We start from the raw sequence: 17,161 nt of genomic DNA, 5'->3' as shown, positions 1-17,161 counted from the left end.
GATGTTGTGGTCGTCGACGCCATGGCGGTTCAGCACGTCGCAGGCATGGGCGGCGGAGTTGCCGGTCGCCAGCATCGGGTCGACGACGATGAACAGCCGCCCTTCGGCAGGGGGCAGCTTCACCAGATATTCGTGCGGCTGCTTGGTGTCATGGTCGCGGTAGAGGCCGATATGGCCTTCGCGCGCCGACGGCACCAGTTCCAGCAGCCCGGCCGACATGCCCAGCCCGGCGCGCAGCACCGGCACCACCGCCAGCTTCTTGCCCAGGATCACCGGGGCGTCCATCGGCTGCAGCGGCGTCTCGATCCGCTCGGTGGTCAGCGGGATGTCCCGCGTCAGCTCATAGCCCATCAGCAGCGAGATCTCGCGCAGCAGGGTGCGGAACCCGCCGGTCGACCGCTCCTTGTTCCGCATATGGGTCAGCTTGTGCTGGATCAGCGGATGGTCGAGGATGAACAGGTTGGGAAATTCGGGCAGGGTGCGCATGGAGTCCGGATCGCGGCTGACGAAGGTTGGCCCGATCCTAGCGCGCCTGGGGCCTCCGGGCCAAGGGGGCTGACCGGATGGGCGTCGGCTTGCCGCTACCCCCGCCCCGCCTTCGCCACCGCCTGCTTCGGTTCCGGACGGTCGATGCCATAGCGGATCACCCGGTTGCGGCCGGAATTCTTGGCCTGATAGAGCGCACGGTCGGCGCAGACCACCAGATCGTCGACGGTCAGGTCGGCCACCGCCTCCACCAGCCCGAAGGAGGCGGTCACCGGGATCACCCGGCCGTCGGGCAGCACCACCGGCGAGCGCATCAGATCGACGCGCAGCCGCTCGATCACCGCATAGCCCTCGTCCAGCCCGGTTTCCTTCAGGCAGACCAGGAACTCCTCGCCGCCCATGCGGAAGGCCTCGTCGAAGCTGCGGACCCCGCGGCTGATGACCGCGGCGGTGGCGGCCAGAACCCGGTCGCCGATGTCGTGGCCGTAGCTGTCGTTGATGCCCTTGAACTTGTCGATGTCGGCCAGCGCGACGCAGAAGGGCTGGCCGGTGCGGCGGTAGCGGTTGTGCTCGCGCTCCAGCGCCTCGCCCATGCCGCGGCGGGTGCGCAGGCCGGTCAGCGGATCCAGGCCGGAGGCGGCGGCGGCGAAGGCGCGCTCCATCCGGCGCAGATGCAGCATGAACTCCTCGAAGCGGCCGATCACCCCTTCATATTCCGCTTCGGTCGGCAGCTCGCCGCCGGACGCCTTCAGCAGGATCAGCCGTGCCTGCCGGTGCATCTGCTCGTGCAGGGTCGCCAGCTTCTGCACCGCCGGCTGCTGCAGCAGGTCGTCGCGGCTGGCGGACTGGCACCACGCCTCGAAGGAGGCCGGGGCCGACGACCGCTCCCCGCCGCGGCCTTCGCGGTAGAACACGGCGCGCTGCCACTGGCCGATCCAGCGCAGATGCTCGTCGAGCACGGCGCCGAGCGCCTCGGTTGTGGACGGAGTGGTCGAATCGCTCATGGGCGCATCCTACCCGACGGCGCAGGGTCCCGCCATGCGACCAAGATAAGTCGAAGCATTCGTCTAAAACAGGGCGCTATCGCAGGAAATCCGCGCTACAGCGCCGCGACCGCCGACAGGAAGGCGCGGACCAGCGCCGGGTCCTTGTGGCCGGGACGGTCCTCGACGCCGGACGACACGTCGACCTCGGCAGCGCCGGTGACCCGCACCGCCTCCGCGACATTGTCCACCGTCAGCCCGCCCGACAGCATCCAGGGCCGCGGCCAGCGGCGGCCGGCCAGGATGGTCCAGTCGAAGGCGATGCCGTTGCCGCCGGGCAGCGCCGACACCTTGGCCGGCGGCTTGGCGTCGAACAGCAGCCGGTCGGCGACCTCCGCCGCCTCCAGCGCCACTGTCAGATCCTCCGGCCCGCCGATCTTGACCGCCTTCATCACCGGCAAGGCATAGCGGGCCTTGATCTCGGCGATGCGGCGCGGCGTCTCGCCGCCATGCAGCTGGATCAGGTCGAGCGGCACCTGCCCGGTGACATGCTCCAGGAATTCGTCGTCGGGATCGACGAACAGCCCGACGGAGCGCACGCCGGTCGGCAGCAGGCGGGCCAGTTCCGCCGCCATCGGCGGGGCGATGGCGCGCGGGCTGCGCGGGTAGAAGACGAAGCCGACATAGCGCGCCCCGCCGGCAACGGCGGCGCGCAGGCTTTCGGGCTCGCTCAGCCCGCAGATCTTGGCGGCGACGGTCATGCGGCCCCTCCGGAGCTGGCCTCGATCTCGGCAACGATACGGCGGGCCGCCGCCGCCGGGTCGGCATCGGCGGTGATCGGCCGGCCGATCACCAGATGGTCGGCACCGGCGGCCAGCGCCTCCGCCGGGGTCATGATACGCTTCTGGTCGTTGGTGGCGGCCCAGGCCGGACGTATGCCGGGCACCATCAGGATGAAGTCGGGACCGCAGGCGGCGCGCACCAGCGCCACCTCGGCCGGCGAACAGACGACGCCATCCACCCCCGACTCCTTGGCCAGCGTCGCCAGCCGCACCACCTGATCGGCGACCGGCACCGACTGGCCGACCGCGCCCAGGTCGCCCGCGTCCAGGCTGGTCAGCACGGTGACGGCCAGGATCTTCGGCCGGTCGGCGCCGGATGTGGCCGCCGTCTCCGCCGCCGCGCGCATCATCGCCGGCCCGCCGGCGCTGTGGATGGTCATGAAGGCCGGCTTCAGCGGCAGCGCCGCACGCACGCCGCCGGCCACCGTGTTGGGAATGTCGTGCAGCTTGAGGTCGAGGAACAGCGGCGGCCCGTCCTCCCCCACCACGGCGCGGACGCCGGCCGGCCCCTGGGCGATGAAGAACTCCAGCCCCAGCTTGATGCCGCCGACGGCCCCGGCCACCTGCCCGGCGATGCGGCGGGCGGACTCGATCTCGGTGGTGTCGACGGAGCAATAGATGCGCGAGGCTGGCGCGGTCATGGGAAGGCGGTCTCCAGAACCCGGATGAGAATGGTCCGGCACCCTAGCAAGGGACGGGGACGGGCGCCAGTTTCAAGCCCTCTGTTCCGCCGGCCGGTTGTCCAGGGTCCACCGCTCCAGCGCCGCGAACAGCCCGGCGGCGGTGGCGCAGGCGGTGGCAAGCGCCGCCGGGTCTGCAAGCTCCTCTTCCAGCCGGACCATCAGCGCTTTCCAGGCCCCCGCCATGTCCAACCCGTCCGACGCCAGGAAGCGGGCGCCGCGGCGGGCGTCGTACCCCAGTGCCCGCGTGATCCCGGGCAGCATCGCCCGTCCGCCATGGGCCGAGCCGTCCAGCACATAGCGCGCCGCCAGCCGGGCCGGCGCGCTGTCCAGCGGCGGCAGCCCCTCCATCTCCGGCAGCGCGTCCGGATCGGCGCCGAGCACCCGCAGATCCTCGCGCAGCAGCTCAAGCCGCGCCGCGCCGTCCCCGCCGGCCTCCCCCAGCCCCCGCTCCACCGGCGCGTTGAAGCCGTGGAGAACGGCCAGCGCGCGGGCATATTGCGGCTGCGTGATGTCCGCCCGGACCAGCGGTTGCAGCACCGCGGCCTTGTCCAGGCGGTCGTGGCTCTCCCGCGTCGCGGCACGCAGCGCCTGCCTTGCCGGTCCCATGATCCGTGCTCCCCGCTTCCGGCTCAGGTCGGCGCCAGCACGCCGGGCAGCGGCGCCGGACCCTGACTGGCCTCCTGCTGCCGCGCCCACAGGGCGGCATAGGCGCCGCGGGCGGCGAGCAGATCGGAATGGCGGCCGCGCTCGATCACGCGGCCGGCCTCCAGCACCAGGATCTCGTCGGCGTCGATGACGGTGGACAGCCGGTGGGCGATCACCAGCGTGGTGCGGCCGCGGCTGACCTCGCGCAGGTTGGCCTGGATCTCGCGCTCGGTGTGGGTGTCGAGCGCGCTGGTCGCCTCGTCGAACAGCAGGATCGCCGGATCCTTCAGGATGGTGCGGGCGATGGCGACGCGCTGCTTCTCGCCGCCGGACAGCTTCAGCCCGCGTTCGCCCACCGTGGTCTGGTAGCCGTCGGGCAGCGCCATGATGAAGTCGTGGATGTGGGCCAGCCGGGCCGCCCGCTCCACCTCCGCCGGACTGGCGCCGGGACGGCCATAGGCGATGTTGTAGAAGACGGTGTCGTTGAACAGCACGGTGTCCTGCGGAACGATGCCGATGGCCGCGCGCAGCGACGCCTGGGTCACCGCGCGAATGTCCTGGCCGTCGATCAGCACCCGGCCGCCGTTGACGTCGTAGAAGCGGAACAGCAGCCGGCTGATGGTCGACTTGCCGGCGCCGGACGGGCCGACGATGGCGACGGTCTTTCCGGCAGGAACGGTGAAGCCGACACCCTTCAGGATCGGCCGCCGCGGGTCATAGCCGAACTCGACCCCCTCGAAGCGCAGTTCCGCCCCGTCGACCGCCAGCGGCCGGGCGTCGGGTCCGTCGGCCACCTCGCGGTCGACCGCCAGCAGGGTTACCATCGATTCGATGTCGATCAGCGACTGCTTGATCTCGCGATAGACGACGCCGAAGAAGTTCAGCGGCTGGTAGAGCTGCAGCAGATAGGTGTTCACCAGAACGAAGTCGCCCAGCGACATGCTGCCGTCGACGATGCCCTTGGCGGCCATGCCCATCACCACCGCCAGCCCCAGCGAGATGATCGCCGACTGCCCGACATTCAGCAGCGACAGGCTCTGCTGGCTGCGCACCGCCGCCTTCTCGTAGCTCTGCAGGGCGCCGTCGTAGCGGCGGGCCTCATGCTCCTCGTTGCCGAAATACTTGACCGTCTCGTAGTTCAGCAGGCTGTCGATCGCCTTGGTGTTGGCCTTGCTGTCGGTATCGTTCATCTGGCGGCGGAACTTGATGCGCCATTCCGAGACGAAGAAGGTGTAGAGGATGTAGCCCATCACCGTGACGAAGGTCGCCAGCGCGAACCAGACGCTGAACAGCTTCCACAGGATGGCGCAGACCAGCGCGATCTCCACCAGCGTCGGCACGATGGAGAACAGCGTGTAGCGCAGCAGCGATTCGATGGCCCGCGTTCCGCGCTCCAGCGAGCGGGTCAGGCCACCGGTCTGGCGCTCCAGGTGAAAGCGCAGCGACAGCGCGTGCAGGTGCCGGAACACCGACAGCGCAACCTTGCGGATGGTGCGCTGGGCCACCGTGGCGAAGACCGCGTCGCGCAGTTCGGCGAAGACCAGCGAGGTCACGCGGGCGAGGCCGTATGCGACGATCAGTCCCAGCGGGATGGTCACCGCCGCGCCAGGCCCGACACTTCCCCCGGCGGACGCCGGCGTCAGGGCGTCCACCGCATGCTTGTAGAAGATCGGCACATAGACGTTGGCGACCTTGGCACCGACCAGCAGCAGCATCGCCAGCACCACCCGCACCCGGGTCTCCAGGGAATCGCTGGGCCAGATGTAGGGGGCCAGCGAGCGGATGGCGGCGCGGAGGTCGCCGGACGGGCGGGTGAAGGCGCTGGTGTCGGAGGTCGGCGGAAGGCTGCGGCGCATCGGAATCCTGGTGGCCTTTACGGATCGCGGGAAAGCAGCCCGGGGACCGGCCAAGGCATGGCGCCGCCCCAAAATGCTGTACAGGCGACCTAACCTAGGGACCGGTGCGGCGGCGTCAAAGCCCCGCATCCCTGCCTTGACACGATTTTGCCGCGGCCCAGAGGCGCTTTCGGTGCATTTCCTTAGGCGATGGCAACGGACTGGAAACCACTTTCCACTACTCTGCCGGGCGTATTGCGTTCGAACCGCACCGCAGATCAAGGCAGTTGACCATGCAGAACGCCAGTTTCGCCGGCCGCTTCAAGGTGGGCACCCGCATCCAGGTGGGTTTCCTTCTGATCCTCGCCCTCCTTGTCCTGGTGGCCGCGCTGGGCATCCGGTCGCTTTCGACGGTGGAGGATGGCTTCACCCGCTATGCGACGATTTCGGACGGGTCGCTGCGCCTTTCAGACGTGGACGGTTCGGTTTCCGATATGCGCCGCAACGCGCTCAACTATTCCTTCACCGGCAACAGCGCCCTGGTCGCCCCGATCCAGGACCAGCAGAGAAAGCTGGGCGAGAAGCTGCGCTCCATCCGCGATATCACGCTGGATCCCGGCCGCCGCGCCAATGTCGAAGCGATGATCCGGTATTTCGACAGCTACACCGGGAACTTCGCCCAACTGGTCAAAGCGCGGGAGCAGCGCGCCCAGCTGGAAACGGAAGAGTTGACGCCGATGGGTGCGAAGGCGCGCGAGGGCATCGACCAGATGATGGCCGCCGCCATGGCCGCCGGCGACTTCGATGGCGCGGCCCAGGCCGGCAAGACTCAAGAACTGCTGCTCCTCGCCCGCCTCAGCGCCCTGCGCTTCACCTCGACGCCGACGGCGAAGGGGGCGGAGGATGCGCGCGTCCAGATGGCCGAGTTCGTCAAGGCGGCCACCGCCCTGTCCGCCCGTCTGGCCGATCCGGCGCAAAAGCGGGCCATCGAGGAGTCGGCGCAGGCCGGTTCCCGCTATCTCGATGCCTTCAATCGTCTGGTGAAGGTCGTCGACGAGGTCCAGACACTGGCCTTCAGCGTCATGAGCAAGGAGGCCGAGGAATTCGCCGCCCTTGTGGAAAAGACCATCACCTTGCAGACGGCGGCGCGCGAGGGCGTGCTGGCCGACGCGCAGTCCGACATCGCCAACACCCGCAGCCTGCTGATCGGCATGGCGGTGGGCGCCTTCGCGCTCGGCATCCTGGTGGCGCTGATCACGTCGCGCTCCATCGTCCGCCCGGTGGTGCAGATGACCGGCACGATGACGGAGCTGGCCGCCGGCAACCTCGCCGTCGACGTGCCGGCGCTCGCGAACCGCGACGAGATCGGCAGCATGGCCAAGGCCGTGCTGGTGTTCAAGGACAACGCCATCGAGAAGAAGCGGATGGACGAGGCGGAGCGTGAAAGGCTGGAGGCCGAACGCCGCACCGCCGAGGCCCAGCGCGCCCGCGAACAGGCCATCGGCGAGGAGATCGCCAGCCTGATCGACGCCGTGTCGAAGGGCGACCTGGAACGCCGCATCGATCTCGCCGGCAAGGACGGCTTCTACAAGACCATGTCGGAGGGCATCAACCGCCTGACCGACACGGTGGAGGCGGTGATCGCCGACCTGGGCGAGGTGCTGAGCGCGCTGGCCCAGGGCGACCTGAACCGCCGCGTCACCCGTGATTACCAGGGTGCCTTCGAGCAGGTGAAGACCGACGTCAACACCACCTCGACCCGGCTGGCCGAGATCGTCGGCCAGATCACCCAGGCGGCGGAGACCATCGCCGCCGCCGCGGCGGAGGTGTCGCTGGGCTCCTCCGACCTCGCCGACCGCACCGAACAGCAGGCCTCTTCGCTGGAGGAGACCGCGGCCAGCATGGAGGAGCTGGGGGCGACCGTGCGTTCCAACGCCGAGAATGCCCAGCGCGCCAACGTGATGGCGGCCCAGGCCCGCAGCTCCGCCGAATCCGGCGGCGGCGTCGCCGGCTCCGCCATCGAGGCGATGCGTCGGATCGAGGAGTCCAGCCGCAAGATCACCGACATCATCGGCGTCATCGACGAGATCGCCTTCCAGACCAACCTGCTGGCGCTGAACGCGGCGGTGGAGGCGGCGCGGGCCGGCGACGCCGGGCGCGGCTTCGCGGTGGTGGCGCAGGAGGTGCGGCAACTCGCCCAGCGCTCCGCCCAGGCCTCGAAGGAGATCAAGGGCCTGATCCTGGACAGCGACGCCCAGGTGAAGGACGGCGTCGATCTGGTCAGCAAGGCCGGCGATGCGCTGGAGGGCATCGTCTCGGGCGTGCAGCAGGTGGCGACCCTGATCGCCGAAATGGCCTCGGCCTCGGCCGAGCAGGCGACGGCGCTGGACGAGATCAACTCGACCGTCGCCAACATGGACGAGATGACGCAGAAGAACGCCGCCCTGGTGGAGGAGACCACCGCCGCCGCCCAGGCGATGAGCGGTCAGGCCGGCGACCTGAAGTCGCTGGTCGGCTTCTTCAAGTTCGATCAGGCGGCCGGCTTCGGCGCAACAGGCTTCGGCGGCGCCGGCTTCGGCTATGCCCAGGCGCCGCGGGCGGTTGCCGTCCAGGCAGCTGCGGTCGCCTCCACCCGCCGCGTTGCGCCTCCCACCCGCACCGCCAGCCCCGCCAAGCCGGCTGCGAAGCCCGCCGCCCGCGGCAATGGCGGCACCGCCCAGCCGGCCGCCGCGAAGCCGGCCGGCCGCACCGACTCCTCAGCCCGGACCACCGCGGTTCCGGTCCTGAAGCACAGCGTCGGCGACGACGACGACTGGAAGGAGTTCTGAAGGCTCTTATACCGTCGAGCGCAATGCCCGATGCGTCAGGCTTTGCGCTCGACCGTACCGCTCCTTCATCGCCGGACAGCGCCGGGCGGACCATCCCCATCGGCCATCCGTCGTTCCGGAAAATCGGGATGTCGTGATGCACCCGACGGGAACGGGACGATGCCGACGATGGCCACCGCCCCACGTCACGGATAGGGCGGGCTTTCCAGAGCCGCCACGCGCTCATGCAACTGCTGGATCGCCCGAACCAGCGGTGCCATCAGTTCCTGATAGCGCAACCCATAGCAGCCGCTTTCGGAATCGTGGATGACACAGGCATAGTCCTGTCCGGTCTTCTCCACGGCATTGCGGACCTGACGCGCGCCGAAGCCCGTGTGCAGGCGGTGATGGAGGCGCTGGACCGCCGGCTGAACGACGGTCTCCACCTCCACCTCGTCGAACACGGGAACGGCCTGGGTCACCGGCGCCCCGGCGGAATCCAGCAGCGGATTGCCGTCGGCGTCGTGCAGCGGAACGGTCTCGCAGACCGGCCGGAGCTGCTCCTCCTCGACCAGGACACGCCGCCACAGGCCGTCGACCAGCTGGACGTCCTCGCGCTGCACGCTCGTCCGCTCCATGCGCTGACGCCGCTCGACGCGGGTCTCCGTCACCTCCGCTTCGACCACGTCGCGCCAGCGGTATTCGATCGGCTGGAGCGCCAGAACGAAGTCCATTCCCAGCGCGCAGGGGGCGATGTCGCGCTTCTGCTCCTCGTCCGACGTCTGGATGACGGCATTGACGGCATAGACGTCGTTCCAGCGCTTGTAGGTCGCCCCCAGATTGATGGTTCCGTCGCTGCCCGGCAGCAGCGCTCCGGAGGTCAGCCGGGCCGCCTCGCGCACGGCCGACTGTCCATTGGGAACGAGCCCGGCGACCAGGGCGGTGCCATGGGCGGTTGCCGTCCAGGCCTCGGTCGCGACACCGTAGATTTCGGCTCCGCCATTCCAGCCATAGGTCCACTGGCCCCCGTCATGCCCGCCGACCCCCAGACCGCCCAGGAAATCACCTGACTGCACCGGCGCCGGCAGACTTAGGCTGCCGCGGGACCGTTGGGCCACGATGAAACCGCGGTTGGTGGACAGGTTGGACGACAGGCGTGCCTGCAGCCCGAATTCAGCCGCAGTGGCGACAGTCGCGGAATCGGAAGCCCGCAGCGTGGTGAAGCGTCCGGAGGCAGGAACGGCGGCGCCGATGGCGGTGCCGTCGATGGTCCCCCCGTCCAGATCGGCGCCGGCCGGAACGGTCAGCCCGCCGGAAAAGGAGGTCGGTCCGCTCACGGTGCCGCCGGAGACCGGCAGCAGGCCCTCACGCAGGGCGGCGGCCGTCATGCGGCGGGTTTCTCCGGCCTGCACCACCGGCAGCATCTCGTCGCCGTTCAGCGGCCCGGCGGACGGAAGCTCGGATATGCGTTTGTCCGTCATGGGTCAGTTCCTGATAAGTGCGCCGTCTTCGGCACGGATGGCCATTCCGGTTTCGGCGAGCAGCCGGTCGGTTGGGACGATGAACCGGCCGGTCAAGCCCAGGAGAACTCTCAGTCCGCGCATCATCACTCGCGTTCCGACACATAGAGGGTGCAATGGCCGCTCGGAGATATGGCGGCCAGATGGCTGTGGCGGCCGGGGCCGGCAGGGCCGAGCGCAAGGTCGAGATAGAGGCCCGCCGGCAGGAAATGATCCGTTTGCGAGGCCGAAACGTCGGCCCTACCGGTGCGCAGATACACCGGCCCGTCCGCATACAGGCTGATGACCCGGATCTCGTCCGGGAAAGGACCGATCGTGCCGCTGTCTGTGGTGACGGCCAGGCGGTGGGCGCCATCGGGACGCAGCCGCAGGACCGGCAGGGGGATGCCGTTGTCGTCCCGAACCATCAATGTGCCCATAGAGTGCTCCTCCGGCTAATGAGACATAAGTCATCATATCCGGTATAAAGTCCTATGTGCGGATTTTTAGAAAATGGGAGCCGGAGAGCTGCAGGCGCCCTCCGCAAGACTTCCGGACGCTCTCTCGCCGAATGGGGGCATCCTGAAACGAAAAAGGCGCCTGGCCGCTGACCCGACGCCTTTTTCCGGTCCGGCGGATGCCGGACGGCCTATTGCATGAACCAGCCGTGGCTCACCACCAGGGACTGGCCGGTCAGCGCGTTGGACTCGAAGGACGCGAAGAACAGCGCCGCCTGGGCGACGTCCTCGACCGTGGTGAACTCGCCGTCGACGGTCTCCTTCAGCATCACCTTCTTCACCACATCCTCTTCCGAAATGCCAAGCTCCTTGGCCTGTTCGGGAATCTGCTTCTCGACCAGCGGGGTGCGGACGAAGCCGGGGCAAACCACGTTGGCGCGCACGCCATGCGCCGCCCCTTCCTTGGCCACCACCTTGGCAAGGCCGATCAGCCCGTGCTTGGCGGTCACATAGGGCGCCTTCAACGCCGACGCCTCCTTGGAATGGACCGACCCCATATAGATGATGCTGCCGCTGCCCTGCTTGTACATCGTCCGCAGCGCTGCGCGGGTGGTCAGGAAGGCGCCGTCCAGATGGATGGACAGAAGCTGCTTCCACTTGTCGAACGCGAACTGCTCGACCGGCGCCACGGTCTGGATACCGGCATTGCTGACCAGGATGTCGATGCGGCCGAAGGCGGCGACGGCGCGGGCCATGCCGTCATCGACCTGGGCCTCGTCGGTCACGTTCATGGCGACGCCGAGCGCCCGTTCCCCGCTGGGATCGAGGCTGGCCGCTGCGGCGTCGGCACCGGCCTGGTTCAGATCGGCGATGACGATCTTCGCCCCCTCGCGGGCGAAGGTCCGGGCGATCTCCAGCCCGATTCCGCTGGCCGCCCCGGTGATGACGGCAACTTTGTCCTGCAAACGCATGGGTCCGCTCCTTCTCGGTCGAGATGTCGGTTACGGTTGGGTCTTGTCGGCGATGGCCGGGCTGCGCCAGCCGTCAGGCCGGCTTGCCGTCGGCGCGCAGAACGTCGTGCGTGACGGGGCCGTCCAGTCGCGACGGCATCGCCAGCCATTCCGGGTGGTCGAGCGTGGCAAGGGTGTCGGCAAGGCCGCTCTCCCAATGCTCGCGCATGGCGGCGTTGGAGAATTCATAGTCCTTGCTGTCGCGCTCGTAGCTCTTGCGGCGGTAGATCAGGTGGATGATGTTGATCGCCGCCCCGCAGGCGGCCCGCCGCAGCGCCCTCGCCTCCGGCGTGTCCCGCAGATCGTCGGGCAGCCGGTCGAGCAGCGTGACGAGCTGGTTGCGCAGGGTCTGTTCGTAGGTGACCTTGTCGGTGTTGAAGCGGGTGCGGCTGGAATAGGTGATGTCCTTCTGCCGCTCCAGCACCTCCGACATCCCGCGGGGCACCTGGCGGTGGCGCTCCACAGATCGACCTGGAAGACCAGCGTGTCGCGGCGCGGCTGATCCTCCAGCACATGGTCGAGCGGCGTGTTGGAGACCAGCCCGCCGTCCCAATAATGCCCGCCGTCGATCTCCACGGGTGCGAAGCCGGGCGGCAGGGCGCCGCTGGCCATCACATGTTCCGGCCCGATCCGGTGGGTCTCGGTGTCGAAATAGATGGAGTTGCCGGTCTGCACATCGACCGCCCCCAGCGACAGCCGGATGTCGCCCCGGTTGATCCGGTCGAAGTCGATCAGATCCTCCAGCGTCTTCTTCAGCGGCGCCGTGTCGTAGAAGCTGGTCGGTCCGGCGAAGGGGCCGGCCGCCGCCCATTCCACCGCCGCCCGCGGCCGGAAGAAGCCGGGCTGGCCGGACAGCGCCGTCCGCCACGCGCTCCACTGGTTGAGGACGGCAATCGACGGACCGTCGGGATCCAGCCGCCGCCACAGCGCCTCCGCCCCTTCCCAGGGCGATGGCGGGGCGATGCGGCTCCAGAACTCCGACAGGGCGGTGCAGCGCCGTTCGGGCGGGTTGCCGGCGATCAGCGCCGCGTTGATGGCGCCGATCGACACGCCGGCCACCCAGGTCGGATGGATGTCGTGCTTGAACAGCCCCTCAAGGACGCCCGCCTGATAGGCACCGAGCGCGCCGCCGCCCTGAAGGACGAGGGCCACCCGGTCATAGGGGGCAATCAGATCGGCAAAGGACTCGTCGCGCATCTCTGTCTTTCCCAATCAGCCAATCGATCGCAGATGTCTTTCCTCAATCCTCAAGCCTGATATGGGAGCCGAACCGACCGTGGCTATGCAGAAACATTTCTGCGAAACGGAGAATTCCTCATGCCAGCCATGCTGGTTTCTTGTAACCCGCCCGCACCCTTGCGGAAACCTACATCAAGGTATTACGCCCCCATTAATTACTTGTAACAATCAACGTTGGCAGAATCTTTGGGGTAAGCTGTATCGCACGGCATGGGCATTTGCGGCAGTTGCGCCAAATGCCGGCATTAACGGTTCGGTCGGAATTGCGTGCTGCAATCGCAGCGATTTCGTTTCCGTCTTCGGTTCCTGGGAGGACGCCTTGTTCCGCAGCGCCATGTCCCGCAGCGCCATGTCCCGCCGTCCCGCCCCGCGCTGCCTCTTCACCATTGCCGCCCTGCTGCTGGGCGGTCCGCTCAGCGGCTGCGGTGTCGTCACCGGTGTGGCCAGCGGCGCCGCCAGCGTCGCCGGCACGGCGGTGAACGTGGCCGGCACCGTGGCGGAGACCTCCGTCGACGTGGTGACCGCCCCGCTGCGGTAAGGCTTAGCCCGCCACCATCGCTGCCAGCGTTTCCAGCCGGTCGGCCTCATGCGCCGGCTTGTCCCAGCGGATGCGGTGGATGCGGGGGAAGCGCATGGCGAGGCCGCTCTTGTGGCGGGTCGACGGGTGGACGCTGTCGAAGGCGACCTCCAGCACCAGCCCGGCCTCCACCTCGCGCACCGGACCGTAGCGGCGGGTGGTGTGGTTGCGCACCCAGCGGTCCAGCTCGATCAGCTCGGCGTCGGTGAAGCCGGAATAGGCCTTGCCGACCGGCACCAGCTCCTCTCCCCGCCAGACGCCGAAGGTGTAGTCGGAATAATAGCTCGACCGCTTCCCGTGGCCGCGCTGGGCATACATCATCACGGTGTCGAGCGTCAGCGCCCCGCGCTTCCACTTGAACCACGGCCCCTTCGGCCGCCCGGCCAGATAGGCGCTGTCGCGCCGCTTCAGCATCAGCCCCTCGATGCCGTTCTCCCGCGCCCCGTCGCGCAAGGCGACCAGCTCGTCCCACCGGTCGAACGGCACCAGCGGCGACAGATCCATCCGCCGCGGCCGCACCGCCTCGAACCAGCGCTCCAGCCGGGCGCGACGCTCGACGAAGGACAGGCCGCGCAGATCCTCGTCGCCGTCGAACAGGATGTCGTAGAGCCGCACCCAGGCCGGCCCGTCGCGCAGCATCTGCGCCGTCACCGTCTTGCGGTTGAGGCGCTGCTGCAGGTCGTTGAAGGGCGCCACCACCCCGTCGCGCGCCACCAGCAGCTCGCCGTCCAGCACCGCGTCGAAGCTCATGTGATCGACGATGTCGGGAAAGGCCCCCGACACGTCGTCGCCGGTGCGGCTGTAGAGCCGCCGCTCGCCGCCGCGCGCCGCCAGCTGCACGCGGATGCCGTCCCATTTCCATTCCGCGGCGTAGGCGGCGGGATCGAGGCCGGCGCGGTCCTCCTCCTCCAGCGGGTGGGACAGCATCATCGGGCGGAAGCCGGCGCCGGACCCGGTCGCCGGTCGCTCGGCCTGCCCTTCCAGCCAGGCGAACAGCTCGGCATAGGGCGCGCTCAGCCCGTGCCAGACCTCCTCGACATCGTCGACGCTCACCTCCGGCCGGGCAATCCTGCCCCACTCCGCCAGCGCCGTCTTGGCCAGCCGGGCCGACACGCCGATGCGCAACGCCCCGGTGATCAGCTTCAGCAGGGCGAATCGCCCCGACGAGTCGAGCGTATCGAGCCAGCCCTCCACCTGCCCCAGCACCTGCCCGCGCTTGGCGGCCCGCAGCGCCTCCACCACCTCGTCCAGGCTGGGCGGCAGGCTGTTGGCCCGCCCCACAGAATATTCAGGCCGCTCCGGCCAGATCAGCGCCACCGTCTCGGCCAGATCGCCGACATAGTCGTAGGACAGCGCCAGCAGTTCCGGATCGACCCGCGTCGCCGCCAGTTCGCGGATCGCCGCCGGCTTGGCCTCGCGGAAGGTCAGGGCGCCGGTCAGCGCCGCCAGCGCCCAGCCGCGGTCGGGATCCGGCGTGGTGGCGAAATGCTCGACCAGCAGGCGGATCTTGCCATTGCGCGACGGCATGAAGACCAGCGCGTCGATCAGCGCGGCAAAGCGGTTCACGACGCCTCTCCTTCCCCGGCCTTCTCCGGCATCCCCTCCGAATCCTCGTCCTCGAAGCCGATCAGCGCCAGGGCGCGGGCGCGGATGCCGCGGCCGGTGGCGTAATGGACCAGCGCCTCTTCCCGGCCATGGGTCACCCAGACCTCGGGCGCGGCGACATCCTCCAGCGTTTGGCACAGCTCGTCCCAATCGGCATGGTCAGAGATGACCAGCGGCAGCTCCACCCCACGCTGGCGGGCGCGCTGGCGCACCCGCATCCAGCCCGACGCCACCGCCACCACCGGATCGGCCAGCCGCCGCGCCCAGCGGTCGGCCACCGCAGCCGGCGGGGCCAGCACCAGCGCCCCCTTCAAATCCTCCTTCGCCGCGACGGTGGCGGGCCGCAGCTCCCCCAACTCCACCCCCAGGCTGCTGTAGAGCCGGCACAGCGGCTCCAGCGCGCCATGCAGCCAGATCGGCCGGTCATAGCCCACCGCCCGCAGCAGCGTGATCAACCGCTGGCATTTGCCGAGCGCATAGACGCCGACGACGTGGCTGCGCTCCGGGAACAGCGCCATCGAATGCAGCAGCTTCCCCACCTCCCCCAGGTCGGGCGGATGGCGGAACACCGGCAGGCCGAAGGTCGCCTCGGTGACGAAGACGTCGCAGGGCACCGGCTCGAAGGGGGCGCAGGTGCGGTCGAGCCGCCGCTTGTAGTCGCCCGACACCACGACGCGCGAGCCGGCATGCTCCAGCACCACCTGGGCGCTGCCCAGCACATGGCCGGCCGGCACCAGCCGCAGCGCCACGTCGCCGATGCGCAGAGTCTCGCCATAGTCCAGAGCCTGCAGGCTCCCGCCCACCCCCTCGCCCATCCGCTGGCGCATGATGGCGAGCGTGCCGGGCGTCGCCAGCACATGGCGGTTGCCCGGCCTCGCATGGTCTGAATGGCCATGGGTGACGACCGCGCGCTCCACCGGGCGCACCGGGTCGATGTAGAAGCCTCCCGGCTCGACATACAGGCCCTCGGGCAGGACCTTGATCCACTTGTCGGGATGGGGGCCGTCGGGATGCCGGCGATCCGGTTTGGAATGGTGTGCAGCGGACATGCGTCCTAATATAGGGCGTTCCCAGCGGAGACCCAGCGCATGCATCCGACCCTGCTGCCGACCCCCGAGATTGCCGACGCGCTCGCTTTGAGCCGCCCGGTGGTGGCGCTGGAATCGACGGTGATCTCCCACGGCATGCCCTATCCGCAGAATCTGGAGACCGCCCGCGCGCTGGAGGCGGAGGTGCGGGCGGCCGGTGCCATCCCCGCCACCATCGCGGTGATGGACGGCCGCATCCGCATCGGGCTGGACGACGAGGCGCTGGAGCGTCTGGCCACCGCCGGCGCATCCGCGCGCAAGCTGAGCCGCCGCGACCTGCCCATCGCCCTGGCGACCAAGAGCCTGGGGGCCACCACCGTGGCGGCGACAATGATCGGGGCGCGGCTGGCCGGCATCGCCGTCTTCGCCACCGGCGGCATCGGCGGCGTCCATCGCGGGGCGGAAAGCAGCTTCGACATCTCCGCCGACCTCGACGAGCTGGCGCGCACGTCCGTCTGCGTGGTCTGCGCCGGGGCCAAGTCGATTCTCGACCTGCCCAAGACGCTGGAGCTTCTGGAAACCCGCGGAGTCCCGGTGCTGGGCTTCGGCACCGACGAATTTCCCGCCTTCTACAGCCGCCGCAGCGGCCTGCCCGTCGATCATCGCTGTGACAACGCACAGCAGGTGGCAGACATTCTGCGGGCGAAATGGCAGCTTGGCCTGGAAGGCGGCGTTCTGCTCGCCAATCCCATCCCGCCGGCCGACGAACTGGATGCCGACGCGATGGAAGCCGCCGTTTCGCAGGCGCTGGCCGACGCAGAGGCCAGGCGGATCAAGGGGAAGGACATCACCCCCCACTTGCTGGCGGCGCTGGAGCGCATCACCGGCGGGCGCAGCCTGACCGCCAACATCGCGCTGATCCGCAACAACGCGCGGGTCGCGGCAGGTGTCGCCGCGGCGCTCGCCGCCCCCTGAAACCGCCCCCGCAACCGAATGGGTAGGCCTACTCCCCCGGTGGTAAGGCTTTAGCCCCGGTACCGGCTTAAGACCCCGTTAACTGCCTGCGCGCAAATCTGTCGTCATCGAACGAGCGGAGGCTTCAATGCGCGCACCCAGCAGCACCTCGACCCTGGTTTCCCGGATGATCGCGATGGCCGGCCAAGGCGACGAGGCGGCGGGCGTCGCGGAGATGAAGGAGCCGGCCCACGTCAAGCGCATCGTCTGGGCCTCCCAGGCGGCCAAGCTGCGCGGGTCGCTGTCGGCGCGTTCCATCCACGAGATCGAAGCCGCCGTCACCGCCGACCTGGACAGCATGGAACTGCCGGAAGTGTTCTTCACCTCCGTCGAGGTGGGCGGTCATGTGGTGACCTGCGACCTGGACGCCTCGGGCACCGCGTCGATCTTCGGGCTGATCGAGGCCCACGAATATGACGATCTGGTGGAAGAGGCCGGCGACGATGCCCG

At 69.1% G+C, this 17,161-nt stretch carries 17 protein-coding genes; 4 read left to right on the top strand and 13 right to left on the bottom strand.

From position 1 onward, the window contains the following. From upp to I71_RS09890, 6 genes are all read right to left on the bottom strand, one after another. The coding region (gene upp / locus I71_RS09915) for a uracil phosphoribosyltransferase (RefSeq protein WP_042694416.1) at window positions 1–486 on the bottom strand (486 nt) is incomplete at its 3' end. Window positions 487–581: 95 nt separating this feature from the next. Beyond that, entirely contained in the window at window positions 582–1,490 is a 909-nt protein-coding gene (locus tag I71_RS09910; RefSeq protein WP_042694414.1) for a diguanylate cyclase, read from the bottom strand. 95 nt (window positions 1,491–1,585) lie between these two features. Continuing rightward, a complete protein-coding gene (locus I71_RS09905) occupies window positions 1,586–2,230 on the bottom strand; it encodes a phosphoribosylanthranilate isomerase (protein WP_042694412.1) in 645 nt (214 codons plus the stop codon). Beyond that, window positions 2,227–2,952: an orotidine-5'-phosphate decarboxylase gene (gene pyrF / locus I71_RS09900; RefSeq protein WP_042694409.1), complete on the bottom strand. Its 726-nt coding sequence runs from the start codon at window positions 2,950–2,952 to the stop codon at window positions 2,227–2,229. The genes I71_RS09905 and pyrF overlap by 4 nt, the downstream gene beginning before the upstream one ends. Window positions 2,953–3,024: 72 nt before the next feature. After that, window positions 3,025–3,600, bottom strand: a complete 576-nt coding sequence (locus I71_RS09895) for a biliverdin-producing heme oxygenase (protein ID WP_042694407.1) — start codon at window positions 3,598–3,600, stop codon at window positions 3,025–3,027. A gap of 23 nt (window positions 3,601–3,623) precedes the next feature. Then, window positions 3,624–5,495, bottom strand: coding sequence for an ABC transporter ATP-binding protein/permease (locus tag I71_RS09890; protein WP_042694405.1), 1,872 nt, complete (start codon window positions 5,493–5,495; stop codon window positions 3,624–3,626). 272 nt (window positions 5,496–5,767) lie between these two features. On the opposite strand from I71_RS09890, the gene I71_RS09885 reads away from it, so the two are divergent. Further along, on the top strand, window positions 5,768–8,302 hold the full coding sequence (locus I71_RS09885) for a methyl-accepting chemotaxis protein (protein ID WP_042694403.1): 2,535 nt from the start codon (window positions 5,768–5,770) through the stop codon (window positions 8,300–8,302). 185 nt (window positions 8,303–8,487) lie between these two features. Here I71_RS09885 and I71_RS34910 read toward each other — a convergent pair whose 3' ends face one another. The 5 genes from I71_RS34910 to I71_RS09865 all read right to left on the bottom strand — a co-directional run bounded on the left by I71_RS34910 (window position 8,488) and on the right by I71_RS09865 (window position 12,445). Continuing rightward, the gene (locus I71_RS34910; protein ID WP_049976020.1) at window positions 8,488–9,762 is read right to left on the bottom strand and encodes a tail fiber domain-containing protein; all 1,275 of its coding nucleotides are present in this window, start codon (window positions 9,760–9,762) and stop codon (window positions 8,488–8,490) included. Between the two features lie 125 nt (window positions 9,763–9,887). Beyond that, window positions 9,888–10,220: a hypothetical protein gene (locus I71_RS09875; protein WP_042694399.1), complete on the bottom strand. Its 333-nt coding sequence runs from the start codon at window positions 10,218–10,220 to the stop codon at window positions 9,888–9,890. Between the two features lie 209 nt (window positions 10,221–10,429). After that, window positions 10,430–11,209 carry a 3-hydroxybutyrate dehydrogenase gene (locus I71_RS09870; protein ID WP_042694398.1) on the bottom strand — a complete coding sequence of 260 codons (780 nt, stop codon included), beginning with the start codon at window positions 11,207–11,209 and terminating at the stop codon, window positions 10,430–10,432. 73 nt (window positions 11,210–11,282) lie between these two features. Continuing rightward, the gene (locus tag I71_RS39635; protein WP_244433739.1) at window positions 11,283–11,594 is read right to left on the bottom strand and encodes a DUF3734 domain-containing protein; all 312 of its coding nucleotides are present in this window, start codon (window positions 11,592–11,594) and stop codon (window positions 11,283–11,285) included. Then, on the bottom strand, window positions 11,477–12,445 hold the full coding sequence (locus tag I71_RS09865; protein WP_244433738.1) for a patatin-like phospholipase family protein: 969 nt from the start codon (window positions 12,443–12,445) through the stop codon (window positions 11,477–11,479). Before I71_RS09865 ends, I71_RS39635 begins: the two co-directional genes overlap by 118 nt. A 361-nt stretch (window positions 12,446–12,806) precedes the next feature. Between I71_RS09865 and I71_RS09860 the strand changes: the two genes are divergently transcribed. Continuing rightward, window positions 12,807–13,025 (top strand): hypothetical protein, encoded by a 219-nt coding sequence (locus tag I71_RS09860; protein WP_042694396.1) that lies wholly within the window; start codon window positions 12,807–12,809, stop codon window positions 13,023–13,025. Between the two features lie 3 nt (window positions 13,026–13,028). Here the strand turns inward: I71_RS09860 and I71_RS09855 are convergent, their stop codons facing one another. Together I71_RS09855 and I71_RS09850 are read right to left on the bottom strand one after the other, a co-directional pair. Further along, window positions 13,029–14,630, bottom strand: coding sequence for a cisplatin damage response ATP-dependent DNA ligase (locus I71_RS09855; RefSeq protein WP_083897078.1), 1,602 nt, complete (start codon window positions 14,628–14,630; stop codon window positions 13,029–13,031). Further along, on the bottom strand, window positions 14,627–15,718 hold the full coding sequence (locus I71_RS09850; protein WP_042694393.1) for a ligase-associated DNA damage response exonuclease: 1,092 nt from the start codon (window positions 15,716–15,718) through the stop codon (window positions 14,627–14,629). Before I71_RS09850 ends, I71_RS09855 begins: the two co-directional genes overlap by 4 nt. A 39-nt stretch (window positions 15,719–15,757) precedes the next feature. Here I71_RS09850 and I71_RS09845 point away from each other — a divergent pair, with 39 nt between their 5' ends. Further along, window positions 15,758–16,672, top strand: a complete 915-nt coding sequence (locus tag I71_RS09845) for a pseudouridine-5'-phosphate glycosidase (protein ID WP_042694391.1) — start codon at window positions 15,758–15,760, stop codon at window positions 16,670–16,672. A 127-nt stretch (window positions 16,673–16,799) separates the two neighbouring features. Further along, the coding region (locus tag I71_RS09840) for a hypothetical protein (protein ID WP_042694389.1) at window positions 16,800–17,161 on the top strand (362 nt) is incomplete at its 3' end.

This window comes from Azospirillum sp. B506 (genome assembly GCF_000333595.1).
Taxonomy (GTDB): Bacteria; Pseudomonadota; Alphaproteobacteria; order Azospirillales; family Azospirillaceae; genus Azospirillum.
Note: the sequence above shows the minus strand (reverse complement) of the source record. Positions and strands in the feature narration are given on the sequence as shown.

Bases quoted from the DNA above. Each gene is read 5' to 3' on its own strand.
- I71_RS09885 (WP_042694403.1), top strand. From the start codon at position 5,768: ATGCAGAACGCCAGTTTCGCCGGCCGCTTCAAGGTGGGCACCCGCATC.
- I71_RS09850 (WP_042694393.1), bottom strand. From the start codon at position 15,718: ATGTCCGCTGCACACCATTCCAAACCGGATCGCCGGCATCCCGACGGC.
- I71_RS09865 (WP_244433738.1), bottom strand. From the start codon at position 12,445: ATGCGCGACGAGTCCTTTGCCGATCTGATTGCCCCCTATGACCGGGTG.
- I71_RS09890 (WP_042694405.1), bottom strand. From the start codon at position 5,495: ATGCGCCGCAGCCTTCCGCCGACCTCCGACACCAGCGCCTTCACCCGC.
- I71_RS09845 (WP_042694391.1), top strand. From the start codon at position 15,758: ATGCATCCGACCCTGCTGCCGACCCCCGAGATTGCCGACGCGCTCGCT.
- I71_RS09895 (WP_042694407.1), bottom strand. From the start codon at position 3,600: ATGGGACCGGCAAGGCAGGCGCTGCGTGCCGCGACGCGGGAGAGCCAC.
- I71_RS09875 (WP_042694399.1), bottom strand. From the start codon at position 10,220: ATGGGCACATTGATGGTTCGGGACGACAACGGCATCCCCCTGCCGGTC.
- I71_RS34910 (WP_049976020.1), bottom strand. From the start codon at position 9,762: ATGACGGACAAACGCATATCCGAGCTTCCGTCCGCCGGGCCGCTGAAC.
- I71_RS09910 (WP_042694414.1), bottom strand. From the start codon at position 1,490: ATGAGCGATTCGACCACTCCGTCCACAACCGAGGCGCTCGGCGCCGTG.
- pyrF (WP_042694409.1), bottom strand. From the start codon at position 2,952: ATGACCGCGCCAGCCTCGCGCATCTATTGCTCCGTCGACACCACCGAG.
- I71_RS09870 (WP_042694398.1), bottom strand. From the start codon at position 11,209: ATGCGTTTGCAGGACAAAGTTGCCGTCATCACCGGGGCGGCCAGCGGA.
- I71_RS09905 (WP_042694412.1), bottom strand. From the start codon at position 2,230: ATGACCGTCGCCGCCAAGATCTGCGGGCTGAGCGAGCCCGAAAGCCTG.